Here is a 13,618-nt window from a genome sequence, read left to right on the forward strand (position 1 = left end):
ACAAGCTATTTGCTCAAAAAACTTCGGGAACATATATAACGGTTTAGACACAAATCCTAATCCGTTTAAAATCATTGCTTTGACAACATGTCCTGCACTGACTTTTTCTCCTGGTTTTGACCCTAATAAATCATTAATTATTTCTACTAATCCAATGGAATCTACGATTCCTGCTACTATCCCTAAATGGTCTATATTTTGTATTTCAACATCTTTTATATCAAACATAAAAACAGAATTTTACAACACAATTCTGTTTAAATTCTCACATTATTATTTCGAGCAAAAATATTTTCTTACTTTTTTAAGAATCTTTTTAGCCTCATCAAAGACTTCAACTCAAAATACTTTTTGATAGATCCCAAATTTAATGAGATAACTTCCCATTAGTCTCATGAATATCTAAGTCTTGTTTAATAAATATGTACTAAAAAATCTCATCCCCTTGGTGTGTGACAGTTAGGGTGCGGAAGATGGGATATATTGGTAAGCAAACGGTAAAATATTTTGGTTATTTAATTTATCTTCTTTACCATCAAGCGATCGCCATGAAAGGACTCTGGCTGGAAAATAATCATCTGCAATTGCGTACTGATATTCCTATTCCCAAACCACCACAGGGAGAAGCTTTAGTAAAAGTTTTAGCTGCTGGTATCTGTAACACCGATCTAGAACTAATAAGGGGTTACTATCCTTACACCGGTATTTTAGGACATGAATTTGTCGGTTTAGTCGAACAAGGTCCAGAAAATTTCGTAAATCGGCGTGTGGTTGGAGAGATTAATGCTGCTTGTGGAGAATGTCGCTTTTGTCGTAGCGCACAACCCACTCACTGTGAAAACCGTAGCGTACTTGGTATTGTAAATCGCAATGGAGCTTTTGCAGAGTATCTTTGTTTGCCAATCAAAAATCTGTATCCAGTACCCGACCACGTACCTACAGAAGTCGCAACTTTCACAGAACCCCTAGCTGCAGCACTAGAAATTCAAGAGCAGGTAACGTTAGGAACGGATCGTCGAGTATTGGTAGTTGGAGATGGGAAATTAGGTCAGTTAGTCGCCCAAACTATTGCTTTAACTGGTTGTGAACTTCTAGTTGTCGGTCGTCACAGCAAAAAACTTGCAAATTTAGAAGCTAGAGGAATTAAAACAGGTCTTAAGGACGTAGTGAAAAATGGATACTTTGATGTTTCTGTAGAATGTACTGGTAATAGTGCTGGATTTGAGATTGCTCGACGTGCTTTACGACCCCGTGGAACATTAGTCCTCAAAAGTACATATGCGGGTAAGTTAAGTTTGGATGCTTCTTCCTTAGTAGTGGATGAAATTACTTTGATTGGTTCTCGTTGCGGTCCATTTTTACCTGCATTGGAATTATTAGCCCAACAAAAAGTCGATGTCAAACCATTAATAGAAGCCCATTATCCAATAGAAGAAGGACTTGCAGCCTTTGAGAAAGCTCAAACAAAAGGTGTTTTAAAGGTTTTGCTCAAGATGGACAGTAACAATAAGTAATGTCATACCCAGCAATCACAAATATTCTTGTAAAAATTCATAGGGATCTTCATCCCAGCTAGGTTCGGGTACCATTAAGCTCAAGGTATTATTGATATCGGCTTCGATTTCAGCACTATCTAACTGGTCGAATAAAGTCGCCAAAGCTTTGAAGTCACGCTCTTTGAGAGGCATTAGCGGCGGAGCATGCACCTCTTCTGTGCGGGAATTTTTGTAGATAATTTGACTTAATTTTAAGTCTCTTTCATTGCTCACGGCGTCTAAATCAGGCGTTTAAGTAAAATGATTTGAATTTTAATTTGATTTTGAATTTGAATTTGAGTTTTAATATAATCGCTAATGTTGGGTAAATATGAATTCTTGGGAATCTAATTTTAATAATTTTTAAGTAAAGGTGCTTTTTATATAATTCCCATACAAGAGGTGATTTGAGCTATTCTGCAAATGAATAGCATAAGTTAGTGGAAGATCTACCTGTAGATACTTTATTAAAACGAAAAACTTAGAATGAATAAGTCATATATTCGCTATTTAAAGTAAGTACAGGATCTACCGTACCCATTAAATTTTTTCATGCTCAATTTCTTAAGACCGGAAGTATTTAGATCTAGACCGAGATCTAACCGGAAATTTAAATTCTACCAACTCAATAAATCATTGCAACAGATTCTTCGGTAGAGACGTTGCGTGCAACGTCTCTACATAAATCTATCTGTCTCATTATTTTTCTAAATTGGTATTCCTTTTACTATGATTCTTGTCTTCTGATTCCTAAAGTGTCCCAAAAACTTTTTTAGCTAACGCTACACTACAGCTGAGACGCGCCAAGAACAGCAAACCCCAATTAACTTTTATCGTTAGCTCCGATTTCAATTATTTCCAAATCAAATATTTGGGCAAACATATTTGCAATAAGAGGACGTACTTGGGAAACTGTAATGTCAGGAATCCATTGAGCCAGTGAACCAACAGGTTTATCAGAAATTCCACAGGGAACAATTTGCTTAAAACCATTCAGATCAGGACATACATTTAAAGCGAAACCATGCATGGTAATCCAACGGCTAACTTTAATTCCAATTGCTGCAACTTTGTACCCATCTACCCACACACCAGTTAAAGAAGGGACACGTTCTGCTGGTAAACCGTAGGCTGATAGTACGCGAATTAATACTTCTTCCAGTTGTCGTAAGTACCAGTGGAGGTCTTTACGATGTCGTTGCAAATTTAAAATTGGATACCCCACTAACTGACCCGGACAATGATATGTAACCTCACCACCACGTTCAACCCGGTAGATACTATGAGAATTATGTTGAGAATTATATTTTAAATCGTCTTGAGATGTAGGTTGGGTATTATCTTGAATTTTGCTCGGATCGAATTTGAGAAAGTCTAAACTAGCCCCCTGTCCCAAAGTATAAACTGGTGGGTGCTCTAACAAAATTAGTACATCGTCTAAACTAGGATCCTGAATACGAGCGGCAACAAGTTCCTTCTGCCATTTATGAGCATCCGCATAAAACAGTACTCCTTGGTTATATAAGAAACATTGATTCCGGAATTGAGTCATAAGGTTAATTAATGGTTAGCAAATGATTTTCAAAATTTAGTAAGGTTTATTACATTTTTGTGAATAAAGAATGTCAAGCAATGCAAAGGATTTTAAAGGAAAGTCAAGGGAATTAGTTTTAGAAGTAACATAGTGCTACCTTAAAGATATAAGTTAGATGGTTTCAGGAGGAATACTCTGTAGAGTAAAAATGTAGTAGCAAAAATTACATAATTTAATTTGTTTCCCAACAGTTCATAATCAGTTATTGATACATAATACAAAAGTCAAGAAGCGTAAATTTTTGGGGGTAACATTGAGGAGTCAGAAAAAACATTCTGCTTGTGAGAGAGAGCTTTTAATATGTGCATCGTTGTACATAAAGTCTGTTTTCTTCTGACCGCGACCTAGTGCATATATATTGAGTTACGAAGAGTTACGCTTACTTATAATTTTTTGTTTTGTTGAGTTATTATCTGGTTATGCACATTAACAACAAGTTAAATTCATAAGGACAAATTCCAACCGAAGAATTCAAAAAACAGACGAATTCGAATAGAAGTTCTTGATTTTAGCGGCAGAGAGTAAGAATTGCCGCAACTCCTTCCGATAAGTAAAAAATACACGTAAATAAAGTGGGAGAGTTTGCATGAAGCTTGTCATCCACGGGAAAAATATTGAAATTACCGATGCAATTCGCGAGTACGTCAATCAGAAGATAGAAAAGGCAGTCAATCATTTTCAGAATATTACAAATCAGGTGGATATTCACCTCAGCGTAGCTCGCAATCCCCGAATAAATCCTAATCAGTCGGCGGAAGTAACGGTTTTTGCAAATGGCAACGTAATTCGTGCAGAAGAAAGTAGCGAGAATTTATATGCCAGTATTGACTTGGTTGCAGATAAAATAACTCGACAATTACGTAAATATAAAGAAAGACGTCAGAGCAAGAAAAATAACAGTACCTCCACGAATGAAGTTTACATAACCGAAGAAGCTGTAATTACAGATTTAATCGGGAATCGTACTCCGGAGTTACCAACAGAAGTTGTGCGCACGAAGTATTTTGCTATGCCACCAATGACTGTGACAGACGCACTGGAGCAGTTACAAATGGTGGGGCATGATTTTTATATGTTCCTAAATATCGAAACAAACGAAATTAATGTAATTTACGAACGCAATCATGGAGGTTATGGAGTAATTCAACCTCGTGGTAAGACTAATACCAACGGTAATGGAAAAATTCATGCTAACGGTCATACCAATGGTCACAGCCAAAATGTTAATACTAATGTTGTGATGCCCAAAAGAAATTAGTGAACAAGCAAGTAGAAAGGTGTATGAATAGTTAGTTTGGGACAGACATAAATTGTTTGTCAAATTAAGTATCTCATAAAGCAAGGTGTTAGCGGCTAGTGTAATGTACCGTAGGTATACGATTAGCGAGAACTGCCGCTATCATCTATCAGGCTACGTTATCACCTTTCAGAAAATGTTTATTACTAATGGTTTTCGCAAGTTTTAGCATCAAGGTTAGTCAACCATTGATTATCGAGTTTTCTATCAATACCCATTTTTGAGCGAGATTTATCTTAGGTTTATTTTGCAGAGATTGTTCTAAAGCCTACCATATTTACGAGAATATCAGCCATTCTCTCATTCCTCTACTCAAGCCCCTGCCATGTTAGGTGTGGGGTTATTCTCTGTTAAGTTTATTTTTGCTATTTTTCGAATCGCCAATACAAACTAACAACGCGAAAACAGTCAAACAAATACCCCGTTAACTTTGGGGATAGTAACGGGGCTATTTGGGGATTATTTGTTCTTACTTGAGTATGGGAAGTCTACATGGTGTGACTATAAGAACCGTGTGAACTTCATTTTTGGTTGTTTCATTTTCGGGAGTACCGGAAAATGACACCACCCCAACAGGATTGTGAATGATGTTTGTAACTCTGAATCCAATGTTCTGATGTATCCAGTATCTTAATTCATCATTCAAGATTCCAAAAATCGGATACATAATAGTTTCTCCTATTTTGGGCATTTCTTCAGTTTGAATGTACCTTTCCTTGATTGCACGCGCATCAAAAGCTTCTTCTGCTGGTACACCACGATCGACTAGCAGCAATTCTAAATCTTCAGCATTAAATGACAGCACAAATTTAACCATTATGGTATGTCCCTCGAAGTTGCAACCAAGTGTGAACCGTAAACATAGAATTTAAAACTATCTGATGTTCCTAAATATATTGCTAATGCAGAAATCTAATGATTGCTGTATGACAACACTTTTTTGTATTAGCGAAGTAATTAATCAGCTTAGCATTCCGCTATCAAGATTTTCACTGAAAAATGATAACTTCAGAAATTTGAACGGAGATCAAGATTTTAGGAAACGTCGTCGTAATTTTTCCACAATGGTTTTTTCTTCAGAGGATAAATTCTTATCAAATAAAAATTGATATATTAATGGCAATCCCAAATCTAATTTTTCTAGCAGGTCGCACTGCATAAACACATCTTCTGGTGTACCTTCCAAGACTAGTTTTCCTTCATCCATTACAAAAATCCAATCAGCCCACCGAGCGACTAGATCCAGATCGTGGGTAGCCATTAACAAAGTTGTACCATTCCCATGAATTCTTTTAAGAATTTTTATCAATTTACGAGTATGCTTGACATCCAAATATGCAGTTGGTTCATCTAACAGTAAAAGTTGGGGTTGCAGCACCATAATATCAGCGATAGAAATTCGTTTTTTTTGTCCCAAGCTGAGATGATGCACTGGTCTTTGAGCTAAATCTTCCAAGCCAAACTCTGTTAATGCTTGCTCGACTCGTGACTGAATTTCTTTGTTAGGTAAATTTAAATTACACAAACCATAGGAAATATCTTCCTCAACGGTGGAAGCAACAAGTTGCTGCTCGGGATCCTGAAATACTAATCCGACTTTTTGTCGCAGTTTACTGAGATAATTGTGGTTGTAGCGTAAAATTTCCCCGCACCAACGTATGGTTCCAGCATTAGGTTTGTATAAACCATTTGCGAGTAAGAATAAAGTTGTCTTACCACAACCATTTTGACCTATAAGAGCACACTTTTTACCAGATGGAATCTTGAGTGTGAGACCATTTAGAGAAGATTGCTGTGCGCCGGAATAAGTATAATATACCTGCTCGAATTCAAGTAAATATTCTTGCATTTAGCCACAATTCTAATCCAATTAGTATTAGACATCCACAAATTGCTTCTACGATATACCGTCTAGATGGACGATAGCGTCGGGGAGACCATACCCGAAATTCTCCTGTAAAACCCCGCGTTTCTAATCCCAAGGAAAATTGGCTGTATTTTTGGAGGGTCCGCTTTAACAATTGACCAATCAATAGGGCTAAGCTTTTCATGCTGACACGCCAAGTACGATAACCACCACGGGATTTTTGCGCCCTTAATAATTCATTGGCTGTATACAACAGAATAAAAATAAATCGATACATTAATAACAATAATTCAGTCAAAAGTACGGGAAATTTGAATCGGCGCAGAGTATGCAAAATTTCCGTAAATGGAACAGTTAACATCAAAAAATATAGACAAGAAACAGAGGCGATCACTCTGGTAAAAATTAACGTCGCTTGGTGAATTCCACTACGACTAATATAAATATAATAAGAATGTAGCCTTAAACTCTGCCAAGAGTCACCTTGGACTTGAGAAAAATCATTCAGAGAAACACCATTGAGTACTAATGCAGGTAGACTTGTAAGCCAGAAAAAGCTAGCAAATATTAATACTCGTAGGTAAATTCCTAGAGGGATTCTGGCATAAAAAACAGTCCAAACACTCATCCACAGGGTAAGTAAGATTTGTACCACCGGATGACTGCATAGGGAAATCACCAAAGTCCCGATCGCAAAAATCAGCTTGTGTTCAGGTGGTAATTCTCGCAGACGGTTAGTGTAAGCTAAGGTATCTAGTTGCAAACTCATGGGGAATGCTTACTCTTCACGTTTTTGCTTTTGGGAACGCCCGCGATACAAACCAATTGCATAGCCAATAATTCCAGCACCCAAAGCTGCTTGGGTCGAAAATAGTAAACTTTCTACTTCCCCACTTGGTGGTTCAAAAACTGGTTGAAACCAAGGTTTATATTCTGGTTGAACTTCAGTTATTGCTTCTTCAGCTTCACCATCTGCACCACCAAATTCGGCCCCACGAACAAATATCAATGGTAAAACTGCTAAACTTATAACTGCCAAGATTAATAGCCAGTTATTCCATCCTTTATGAGATTGATTTGTATCAGATTGATTTGATTGATTCACTTCTTTGAGGCTCCTGCTTAATTAATTTCAACAGTTCTAATTCTTGAGAGTTGTAAGATATTAGCCAGTTCCACACGAGTACAGTTAATAGTCCTTCACTGATTGCTAGAGGAACCTGAGTAAAGGCAAAAATTGCAATAAATTTACTTAGGGAAGCAATGACACCACCAACAGGTGCAGGGAAAGCTAAAGCAAGCTGAAAAGAAGTAATGATATAGGTGAGTAAATTTGCGAATGCAGTGGCTAAAAATATTGCTAGCTTTTGCTTACCGCTAGATTGCATAATTAGCCGATATACCCAGTATGCTGCAAATGGGCCGGCGATTGCCATTGAGAACATATTTGCTCCCAATGTTGTTAAACCACCATGTGCCATCAACACAGCTTGAAATAATAGTACTAAGGTACCCAAAACTGACATTGCTAAGGGACCAAACAATACCGCACCTAATCCTGTACCAGTAGGGTGAGAAGAACTACCAGTTACTGAAGGAATTTTCAATGCTGACAACACAAAAGTAAAAGCGCCAGCTAAAGCAAGTAAAAGCTTTAATTGTGGATTCTCTTTAGTGATGCGGGTTAGCGATCGCAATCCTAAAATAAAAAATGGTAAGGAGACAACCCACCAAAAAACCGCCCAGCCAATTGGCAAAAAACCTTCCATAATATGCATTGCATAAGCAGGTTTTGGTAAAGTTATTACAAAATATAAACTTACTAATGCTAGCCCAACTAAGTGAAGTTTGACTCGATTTTGTTTCATAATTGTCAATTATCAGTTATCAGTTACCAGTTTATGGCTAACGCCACGCCCTTACGGGCTACAGTTACCAGTTAATACGCTAGAGCGCACGCTATAGCTGCGCTACCTGCGGATCCGCTAACAGTTGTCAGCCATAAACTGTTCAACGGGAGATGTTAAATCTTAACCAGTAAGTAATAATTTATCCGGACTAAAGTTGTAACAGTTCTAGGATATCTATTGAGAATTATTCTTAAAACTAAAAGAGTACTGAGTATATGTCCGCGATAAATCGCATCATTTAGGGGATTAATAGCTTAATTTCGGGTAATGTATGCACTTAAGGATTTGATACTACTACTTTATATATACGCCAAGTGATTTTCGTTGCGTTGCTGGCGCGACTAAATTAAATAATTGTGACAATACTAAACAGTAACGCATCCGTACCTCGCAGATGAGCTGATAAAAATAAACGCAATTATCGGCGGGCATTCTGACTTACTCAATTTGAAATTACAATTTTTAAACTATGATTTTGAAACTATAATTTTGAAATTACAGATTGTGAATTACAAATTTGAGATTACAGCTGCGGGACAGTGCCGGACTTACACCGAATACTTTCCCCCTTACGTCTGAAGGCTGCTCCCCTTCGGAACCGATTGAAAAATTATACCACCAATATTTTAGTAGCTTAAGTTATTGGCAATTCAAATATCAACTTAGCGTAACGCAAGTCATCTCAGGAAGGCTGAAACTCTACCATATTAAAACCGAAAAGTTACCGTATCATGTTTTGATAGCCTCGACTTTAATGTGACATAAAATACAACGAAATGCTCTATCAAGTTTGTATATTAAAAGATACAAGAACTGAAAAGAAATATTGTTAGGCTCGATTGCACTCTGAAGTTTCAGAAAGGTTTACTGATTATCTTGTAGGAGTTTTAACTTAATTCAGCGCAGCTGGTTGCGTTTGACTCCCACAACTATATTGTAATAACTTCGGGAGTAATGCTGATTACTTAAAATAATTAATTTCTATTGTTACAAAGTGTGGAAAACCGTGAAAAAACAATTATTAAAAAATGAGCAGCAAAATGACGAACTTTCTTGCGATCTACAAGCAAAAGTCGAACAAGTTTCTAATATTGCTGAGAATGAAACTATAGACAGCAAAACACAAGAAAAGATTCAAAGTTTGCTAATTCAAATTAAAACTGGTCTACAGCAGCAAGAGTTAAATATTGAAATGCAAAGAGAACTTGCTCGATTGCTGAGTTTGATGTCTCGCTTAGATTACCGTAGTCCTCAACAAGTCGATATTTTAGATTTAGCTATCTCTGTTCTCCTAGAAAAAAAAGAAGATACGACTAAAAGTCTTAAAAATTCAAATTTACTAAATAAAGCATCAAGTAAACATTCTCGGAACCTAGTTTTTATTCAAGAAGCACGACGACAAATAGCGCTTCAGTCGCGAGAGTATCCCAATCCTTTGAGCGCTATTATTAAAGGTAATGGAGGTGCTTACAATCGAATGATTTCTGGCTTAAGTTGGTTTTTTATGATATTTGTAGTTTCTCCCTTTCTCGGAGTTGGGTTGATATTTACTATTTCAAATATTTTTAGTGCTAGAGAAATTGTTGAAAAAGAAAATATTGAACAACTTCAGAAAAACTTGGATTATAAACGGGAGGAACTCGAAAGAACGAATGAAATTAACAATGCTTTTAGATCCCGGCTCACTAAAGTTGATGATGAGTTAAAACCATTAGTGGCTGGTAGTAGTAACGAACAAGATGGTCAGACTAATACACTTAAGACGCTCCAAAATGAAATTGAACAAGAATTAAAATCTGCTACAAAAAAAGAAAGAGGATTAAATTTCTCCACTAAGATTAATCCCGTGGTTCTGAATCAAGATGCTAAAAGCTCAGCAAATCAAAATCCAAACAATAAGGATGCTTCAGGGGAATTAGATCGATCCGATGGAGTAAGTGAATTAATTTTATTCACAGATTGGTTTGTTAAACAGGATTTATTCTTTATATCTCTAGCTATATCAATGGGTGCTTTGGGAAGCGCAGTCAGCGTCATTGTACGTGCTAATAAATTTATTGAACAATCTAAGGAAGGACAAGTAGACTTATTTTTTACGGGATTTTTCCGTCCAATTGTTGGAATGTCTTTTGCTATTTTCGCGGTAGCATTGATCGAATCTGGTATCTTTTTTGGTATCTCCAGTACCTCTGACAATATGAACCGCGACAAAATGACAAATACCGAAAATAGAAACGGCATTAATCGAACAGTTTATTTTTATATGGCTATAGCATTCATCACTGGATTTAGTGAAAGACTAGCAGAAGACGTAGTTTTGCGAGCTGAAGAAACTTTAGGAGGCTTTCCTTCAGCTTCAAAAAAATCAGATGAATAACTGATAATTTCAAATTATATGAAGCTCATAGCTCATAGTAGTGTAAAGAGGGTTAATATTTGCTTTCACAGCCACCAAGTTTACTAAAATATTGATCTATATTAACGAAGTTCTTTCGCGAAAGGAATCTTGCGGCGTGATTTTTTGCGCTTTTGGTGTTAACTGTGAGACGATGTACGCCACGGGAGTAGGTCATTTCCATTGGTACGACACCGACACCACTAACCCGTGCTTTTTCCGATCCATGTTGGCTAAGATTTACAATCAACAGCATAGCATTGCGCCAGTTTTTGGAAGCCCTTTCCGCTCTGGTAATAAAGTTTCCTAGAGAATAATTCACCAAAACTTTTCTACCATCTTCAGTTGCAAGCATTTGCCAAGGCTGAATTACATGGGGATGTGTGCCGATAATAGCAGTAGCACCGGCATTTGCCATTGCTTGCGCCATCTGTTTTTGTTCTTTTCGCGGTTTATTCTCATTCTCAATACCCCAGTGTGGCGTTACTATTATTGCATCTATATTTTTGCTACCTGCAAGAGCTTTAATTTCTTCTTCCAGGACCGGGTTAAGTTTGCTTGGATTCCAGGCTGCTTTAGAACCACAATAAAGAACTTGATTGTAGGGGTCACGACGTCCAGATTTATCAATAAAATTCGCATGGTGAGTGCAAGCAATCCAAGCTATCGTCATCCCATTAACCCGAGTTAGGGTATACCAGGGAACATTTTTGAAATCTGTATTTTTGGTACCTGTGTAGCTAATATCTCTATCTCGTAGAGCTTCGATAGTAAGATTTACACCTTTAGAACCGCGATCAAGGGAATGGTTGTTGGCGGTGGATAAAATGTCGATACCACTATCTTTGAGGTCATCTAAGATACTTGGAGGATAGTTAAAATTCGGCCATCCCGTATAGCCCATACCTGTTGCTACAGTTCCTTCCAGGTTAGCGTAAGCAATATCAGCTTTTCTCAGATATGGGATTGCTTGAGACCAAATATTCTTGAAGCCTTGACTGTGACCTCGAGCTTGATTCTGCAAAACTTTGTGAGCGAGTACATCACCAACGGCTGCAATAGATACTTTCTTGATATCAGCCTTTGTAATTGATTTTAATTTGCATTCTTCTTCAAATTGTAATTTCGCACCCAATTTACTGATAGCAGTAATTTTAGGTTTATTGATTTTAAGCTCATCAATTTTAGATTTATTATTTTGCAGTTTAAATCCACCTAATTTAATTTCTGAAATTTGATTATGCTTTTTGATGATTTCAACCTTTTTATCTTGGCGATAGAATATAAAAATTATAATGATAGTTCCAATGTATATCCACAAAACTACTTTTAAAAATTTCTCTCTCAATCTATCCATATATAAATAACAGTAACTAATTTAACAGGAGAAAATAACTATAATTGGTTTAGCAGTCAAATATAATTTATACAAGCTCTTGGTCAATAGCAATGCTTCTTTGCTCTAAATTGCTGTAATTAATCTAAAATGTAAGAAAAATAAAATATAAGAAAAATTTAAGCGGTAAACTAATAACTGTAAGCAACTCCATGAACGCAATGAAGCCACCTGAGCAATTAATAGAGATGTGGTTAGAAGACGGAGAGCGTGTAAAAGAAAACTATGTAGGACTGATTTCCCAGGAGGGATTGGATTCAGCTAAAAGTCTGGGAGAAAGAAAAAAAAGCAGGAATTGGAGATTTTTCGATTGTCTATTTGAGCAAGTTTCGCTTTCTTCCAAAGATTCAATTCTTGATGTGGGTTGTGGTAAAGGCGAACTTATTGATTACTTTTCGCTGCGTTTTTCTGATGTTCGCGATTGCAATTATTTGGGGGTAGATGTTGTAACTGAATTTGTGAAGTTAGCGAAACAAAAATTTTCCTCAAGAAAGTTTGAAGAAAGAAAGTTTGAAGAAAGAAAGTTTGAAGAAAGAAAGTTTGAAGTTGTTAATTTTATCGACCCTTCGTTTTTCCCAGAGAAACAGTTCGATATTGTTATAGCTTTAGGAGTTCTGGTAACAAGAGTACGAAACTACGATCTTTTTGTCGAATACTTTGTCAAGAAAATGGTTAGGTGTACAAAAAAATACGTACTCTTTAATATCATTTCTGATATCGATCTATCTTCTGGGAACTACTCAGACCCAAATACTGTTGGACATTCTACTGCTCTGAATAGGGAAATTTTACATTCATTTTTAGATACAATACCCAATTGTAATTATAGAACAATACCTTATAATATTTTCCCAGATGCAACTGACCTGTTTGTGCAAATTCAATTGGAAGCTTAAAAATGACAACAGCAAAAGAAATCAGAATTTGCTTTGTTGGTGAATCCTTTGTCAATGGTGTAGGCGATCCAGAATGCTTGGGTTGGGCTGGTAGAATTTGTGTTAATGCAAATAAAAAAGGTCATGAAATCACTTACTATAATTTAGGAGTAAGACGAGAAACTAGTACAGAATTAAAGCAGCGTTGCTTGCCAGAAGTATCCTATCGTTTACCACAACAATATGATGGCAGAGTTGTATTTTGTTTTGGTGTAAACGATACAACAATAGAAAATGGAAAAACTCGCGTTGCAATTAAAGATTCTATCGCTAACACCCGAGAAATTCTCATAGAAACAAAAAAGTTATATCCTATTTTGATGCTGGGACCACTACCAATCGAAGATAAAGCACAAAATCAGAGGATTGCTAATTTATCCCAAAAATTTCAGCAAATTTGTTACGAACTGGATATACCCTATTTGGATACCTTCCCTACACTGATAAATTCTGATACATGGATAGATGAAATAAAAAATTATGATGGCGCTCATCCAAGAGCCACGGGATATACTGAATTAGCAAAAATAGTTCAAAATTGGGAAGCCTGGTTGAATTGGTTTGAGTGATACTTTTGGAAAATGATAATGGGTAATGGGTAAATTTTCTCCTAGTCCCCATTCGCCAGAGGCTATGACTATAGCTGCGCTACCTATAGCTGCGCTACCTACGGATCCGGAGCCGTCACC

The 13,618-nt window shown here is 36.7% G+C and carries 14 protein-coding genes and 1 riboswitch; of the genes, 5 read left to right on the forward strand and 9 right to left on the reverse strand.

Annotated elements, in window-relative coordinates; all coding sequences use genetic code 11:
• Positions 1-228, reverse strand: a 228-nt coding sequence (locus BC008_RS35655; RefSeq protein WP_153009509.1) for a DUF4277 domain-containing protein, incomplete at its 3' end; no start/stop codon positions are given.
• A 320-nt stretch (positions 229-548) separates the two neighbouring features.
• Between BC008_RS35655 and BC008_RS35660 the strand changes: the two genes are divergently transcribed.
• A complete protein-coding gene (locus BC008_RS35660) occupies positions 549-1,514 on the forward strand; it encodes an MDR/zinc-dependent alcohol dehydrogenase-like family protein (protein ID WP_027846993.1) in 966 nt (321 codons plus the stop codon).
• 15 nt (positions 1,515-1,529) lie between these two features.
• On the opposite strand, the gene BC008_RS35665 is transcribed toward BC008_RS35660, so the two are convergent.
• Together BC008_RS35665 and lipB are read right to left on the reverse strand one after the other, a co-directional pair.
• The gene (locus BC008_RS35665; RefSeq protein ID WP_036269270.1) at positions 1,530-1,769 is read right to left on the reverse strand and encodes a hypothetical protein; all 240 of its coding nucleotides are present in this window, start codon (positions 1,767-1,769) and stop codon (positions 1,530-1,532) included.
• 589 nt (positions 1,770-2,358) lie between these two features.
• Positions 2,359-3,087, reverse strand: a complete 729-nt coding sequence (gene lipB, locus BC008_RS35670; RefSeq protein ID WP_027843977.1) for a lipoyl(octanoyl) transferase LipB — start codon at positions 3,085-3,087, stop codon at positions 2,359-2,361.
• Positions 3,088-3,715: 628 nt separating this feature from the next.
• Here lipB and hpf point away from each other — a divergent pair.
• Positions 3,716-4,387 carry a ribosome hibernation-promoting factor, HPF/YfiA family gene (hpf, locus tag BC008_RS35675; RefSeq protein WP_027843976.1) on the forward strand — a complete coding sequence of 224 codons (672 nt, stop codon included), beginning with the start codon at positions 3,716-3,718 and terminating at the stop codon, positions 4,385-4,387.
• Positions 4,388-4,895: 508 nt separating this feature from the next.
• Here the strand turns inward: hpf and BC008_RS35680 are convergent.
• The 5 genes from BC008_RS35680 to BC008_RS35700 all read right to left on the reverse strand — a co-directional run bounded on the left by BC008_RS35680 (position 4,896) and on the right by BC008_RS35700 (position 8,161).
• Complete coding sequence (locus BC008_RS35680) at positions 4,896-5,243, reverse strand: hypothetical protein (protein WP_027843975.1); 348 nt, start codon at positions 5,241-5,243, stop codon at positions 4,896-4,898.
• 210 nt (positions 5,244-5,453) lie between these two features.
• A complete protein-coding gene (locus BC008_RS35685; RefSeq protein WP_027843974.1) occupies positions 5,454-6,275 on the reverse strand; it encodes an energy-coupling factor ABC transporter ATP-binding protein in 822 nt (273 codons plus the stop codon).
• Positions 6,256-7,062 carry a cobalt ECF transporter T component CbiQ gene (gene cbiQ, locus BC008_RS35690; protein WP_058184358.1) on the reverse strand — a complete coding sequence of 269 codons (807 nt, stop codon included), beginning with the start codon at positions 7,060-7,062 and terminating at the stop codon, positions 6,256-6,258. The genes BC008_RS35685 and cbiQ overlap by 20 nt, the downstream gene beginning before the upstream one ends.
• Before the next feature lie 9 nt (positions 7,063-7,071).
• Complete coding sequence (locus tag BC008_RS35695; RefSeq protein ID WP_027843973.1) at positions 7,072-7,398, reverse strand: energy-coupling factor ABC transporter substrate-binding protein; 327 nt, start codon at positions 7,396-7,398, stop codon at positions 7,072-7,074.
• Positions 7,376-8,161, reverse strand: a complete 786-nt coding sequence (locus BC008_RS35700) for an energy-coupling factor ABC transporter permease (protein WP_027843972.1) — start codon at positions 8,159-8,161, stop codon at positions 7,376-7,378. The genes BC008_RS35695 and BC008_RS35700 overlap by 23 nt, the downstream gene beginning before the upstream one ends.
• Positions 8,162-8,609: 448 nt before the next feature.
• Positions 8,610-8,821: riboswitch (cobalamin riboswitch) on the reverse strand.
• A 388-nt stretch (positions 8,822-9,209) separates the two neighbouring features.
• Here BC008_RS35700 and BC008_RS35705 point away from each other — a divergent pair.
• Positions 9,210-10,580 carry a hypothetical protein gene (locus tag BC008_RS35705; RefSeq protein ID WP_027843971.1) on the forward strand — a complete coding sequence of 457 codons (1,371 nt, stop codon included), beginning with the start codon at positions 9,210-9,212 and terminating at the stop codon, positions 10,578-10,580.
• A gap of 52 nt (positions 10,581-10,632) precedes the next feature.
• Here BC008_RS35705 and BC008_RS35710 read toward each other — a convergent pair whose 3' ends face one another.
• The gene (locus tag BC008_RS35710) at positions 10,633-11,955 is read right to left on the reverse strand and encodes a CapA family protein (RefSeq protein WP_058184360.1); all 1,323 of its coding nucleotides are present in this window, start codon (positions 11,953-11,955) and stop codon (positions 10,633-10,635) included.
• Between the two features lie 191 nt (positions 11,956-12,146).
• On the opposite strand from BC008_RS35710, the gene BC008_RS35715 reads away from it, so the two are divergent.
• Together BC008_RS35715 and BC008_RS35720 are read left to right on the forward strand one after the other, a co-directional pair.
• Positions 12,147-12,890 (forward strand): class I SAM-dependent methyltransferase, encoded by a 744-nt coding sequence (locus tag BC008_RS35715; protein WP_027843969.1) that lies wholly within the window; start codon positions 12,147-12,149, stop codon positions 12,888-12,890.
• 2 nt (positions 12,891-12,892) lie between these two features.
• The gene (locus tag BC008_RS35720) at positions 12,893-13,498 is read left to right on the forward strand and encodes a GDSL-type esterase/lipase family protein (protein WP_036265867.1); all 606 of its coding nucleotides are present in this window, start codon (positions 12,893-12,895) and stop codon (positions 13,496-13,498) included.
• Positions 13,499-13,618: the final 120 nt, after the last annotated feature.

The organism is Mastigocoleus testarum BC008, from assembly GCF_001456025.1.
GTDB classification, from domain to species: Bacteria; Cyanobacteriota; Cyanobacteriia; order Cyanobacteriales; family Nostocaceae; genus Mastigocoleus; species Mastigocoleus testarum.

Bases quoted from the DNA above. Each gene is read 5' to 3' on its own strand.
- BC008_RS35660 (WP_027846993.1), top strand. From the start codon at position 549: ATGAAAGGACTCTGGCTGGAAAATAATCATCTGCAATTGCGTACTGAT.
- lipB (WP_027843977.1), bottom strand. From the start codon at position 3,087: ATGACTCAATTCCGGAATCAATGTTTCTTATATAACCAAGGAGTACTG.
- hpf (WP_027843976.1), top strand. From the start codon at position 3,716: ATGAAGCTTGTCATCCACGGGAAAAATATTGAAATTACCGATGCAATT.
- BC008_RS35680 (WP_027843975.1), bottom strand. From the start codon at position 5,243: ATGGTTAAATTTGTGCTGTCATTTAATGCTGAAGATTTAGAATTGCTG.
- BC008_RS35685 (WP_027843974.1), bottom strand. From the start codon at position 6,275: ATGCAAGAATATTTACTTGAATTCGAGCAGGTATATTATACTTATTCC.
- cbiQ (WP_058184358.1), bottom strand. From the start codon at position 7,062: ATGAGTTTGCAACTAGATACCTTAGCTTACACTAACCGTCTGCGAGAA.
- BC008_RS35700 (WP_027843972.1), bottom strand. From the start codon at position 8,161: ATGAAACAAAATCGAGTCAAACTTCACTTAGTTGGGCTAGCATTAGTA.
- BC008_RS35710 (WP_058184360.1), bottom strand. From the start codon at position 11,955: ATGGATAGATTGAGAGAGAAATTTTTAAAAGTAGTTTTGTGGATATAC.
- BC008_RS35715 (WP_027843969.1), top strand. From the start codon at position 12,147: ATGAACGCAATGAAGCCACCTGAGCAATTAATAGAGATGTGGTTAGAA.
- BC008_RS35720 (WP_036265867.1), top strand. From the start codon at position 12,893: ATGACAACAGCAAAAGAAATCAGAATTTGCTTTGTTGGTGAATCCTTT.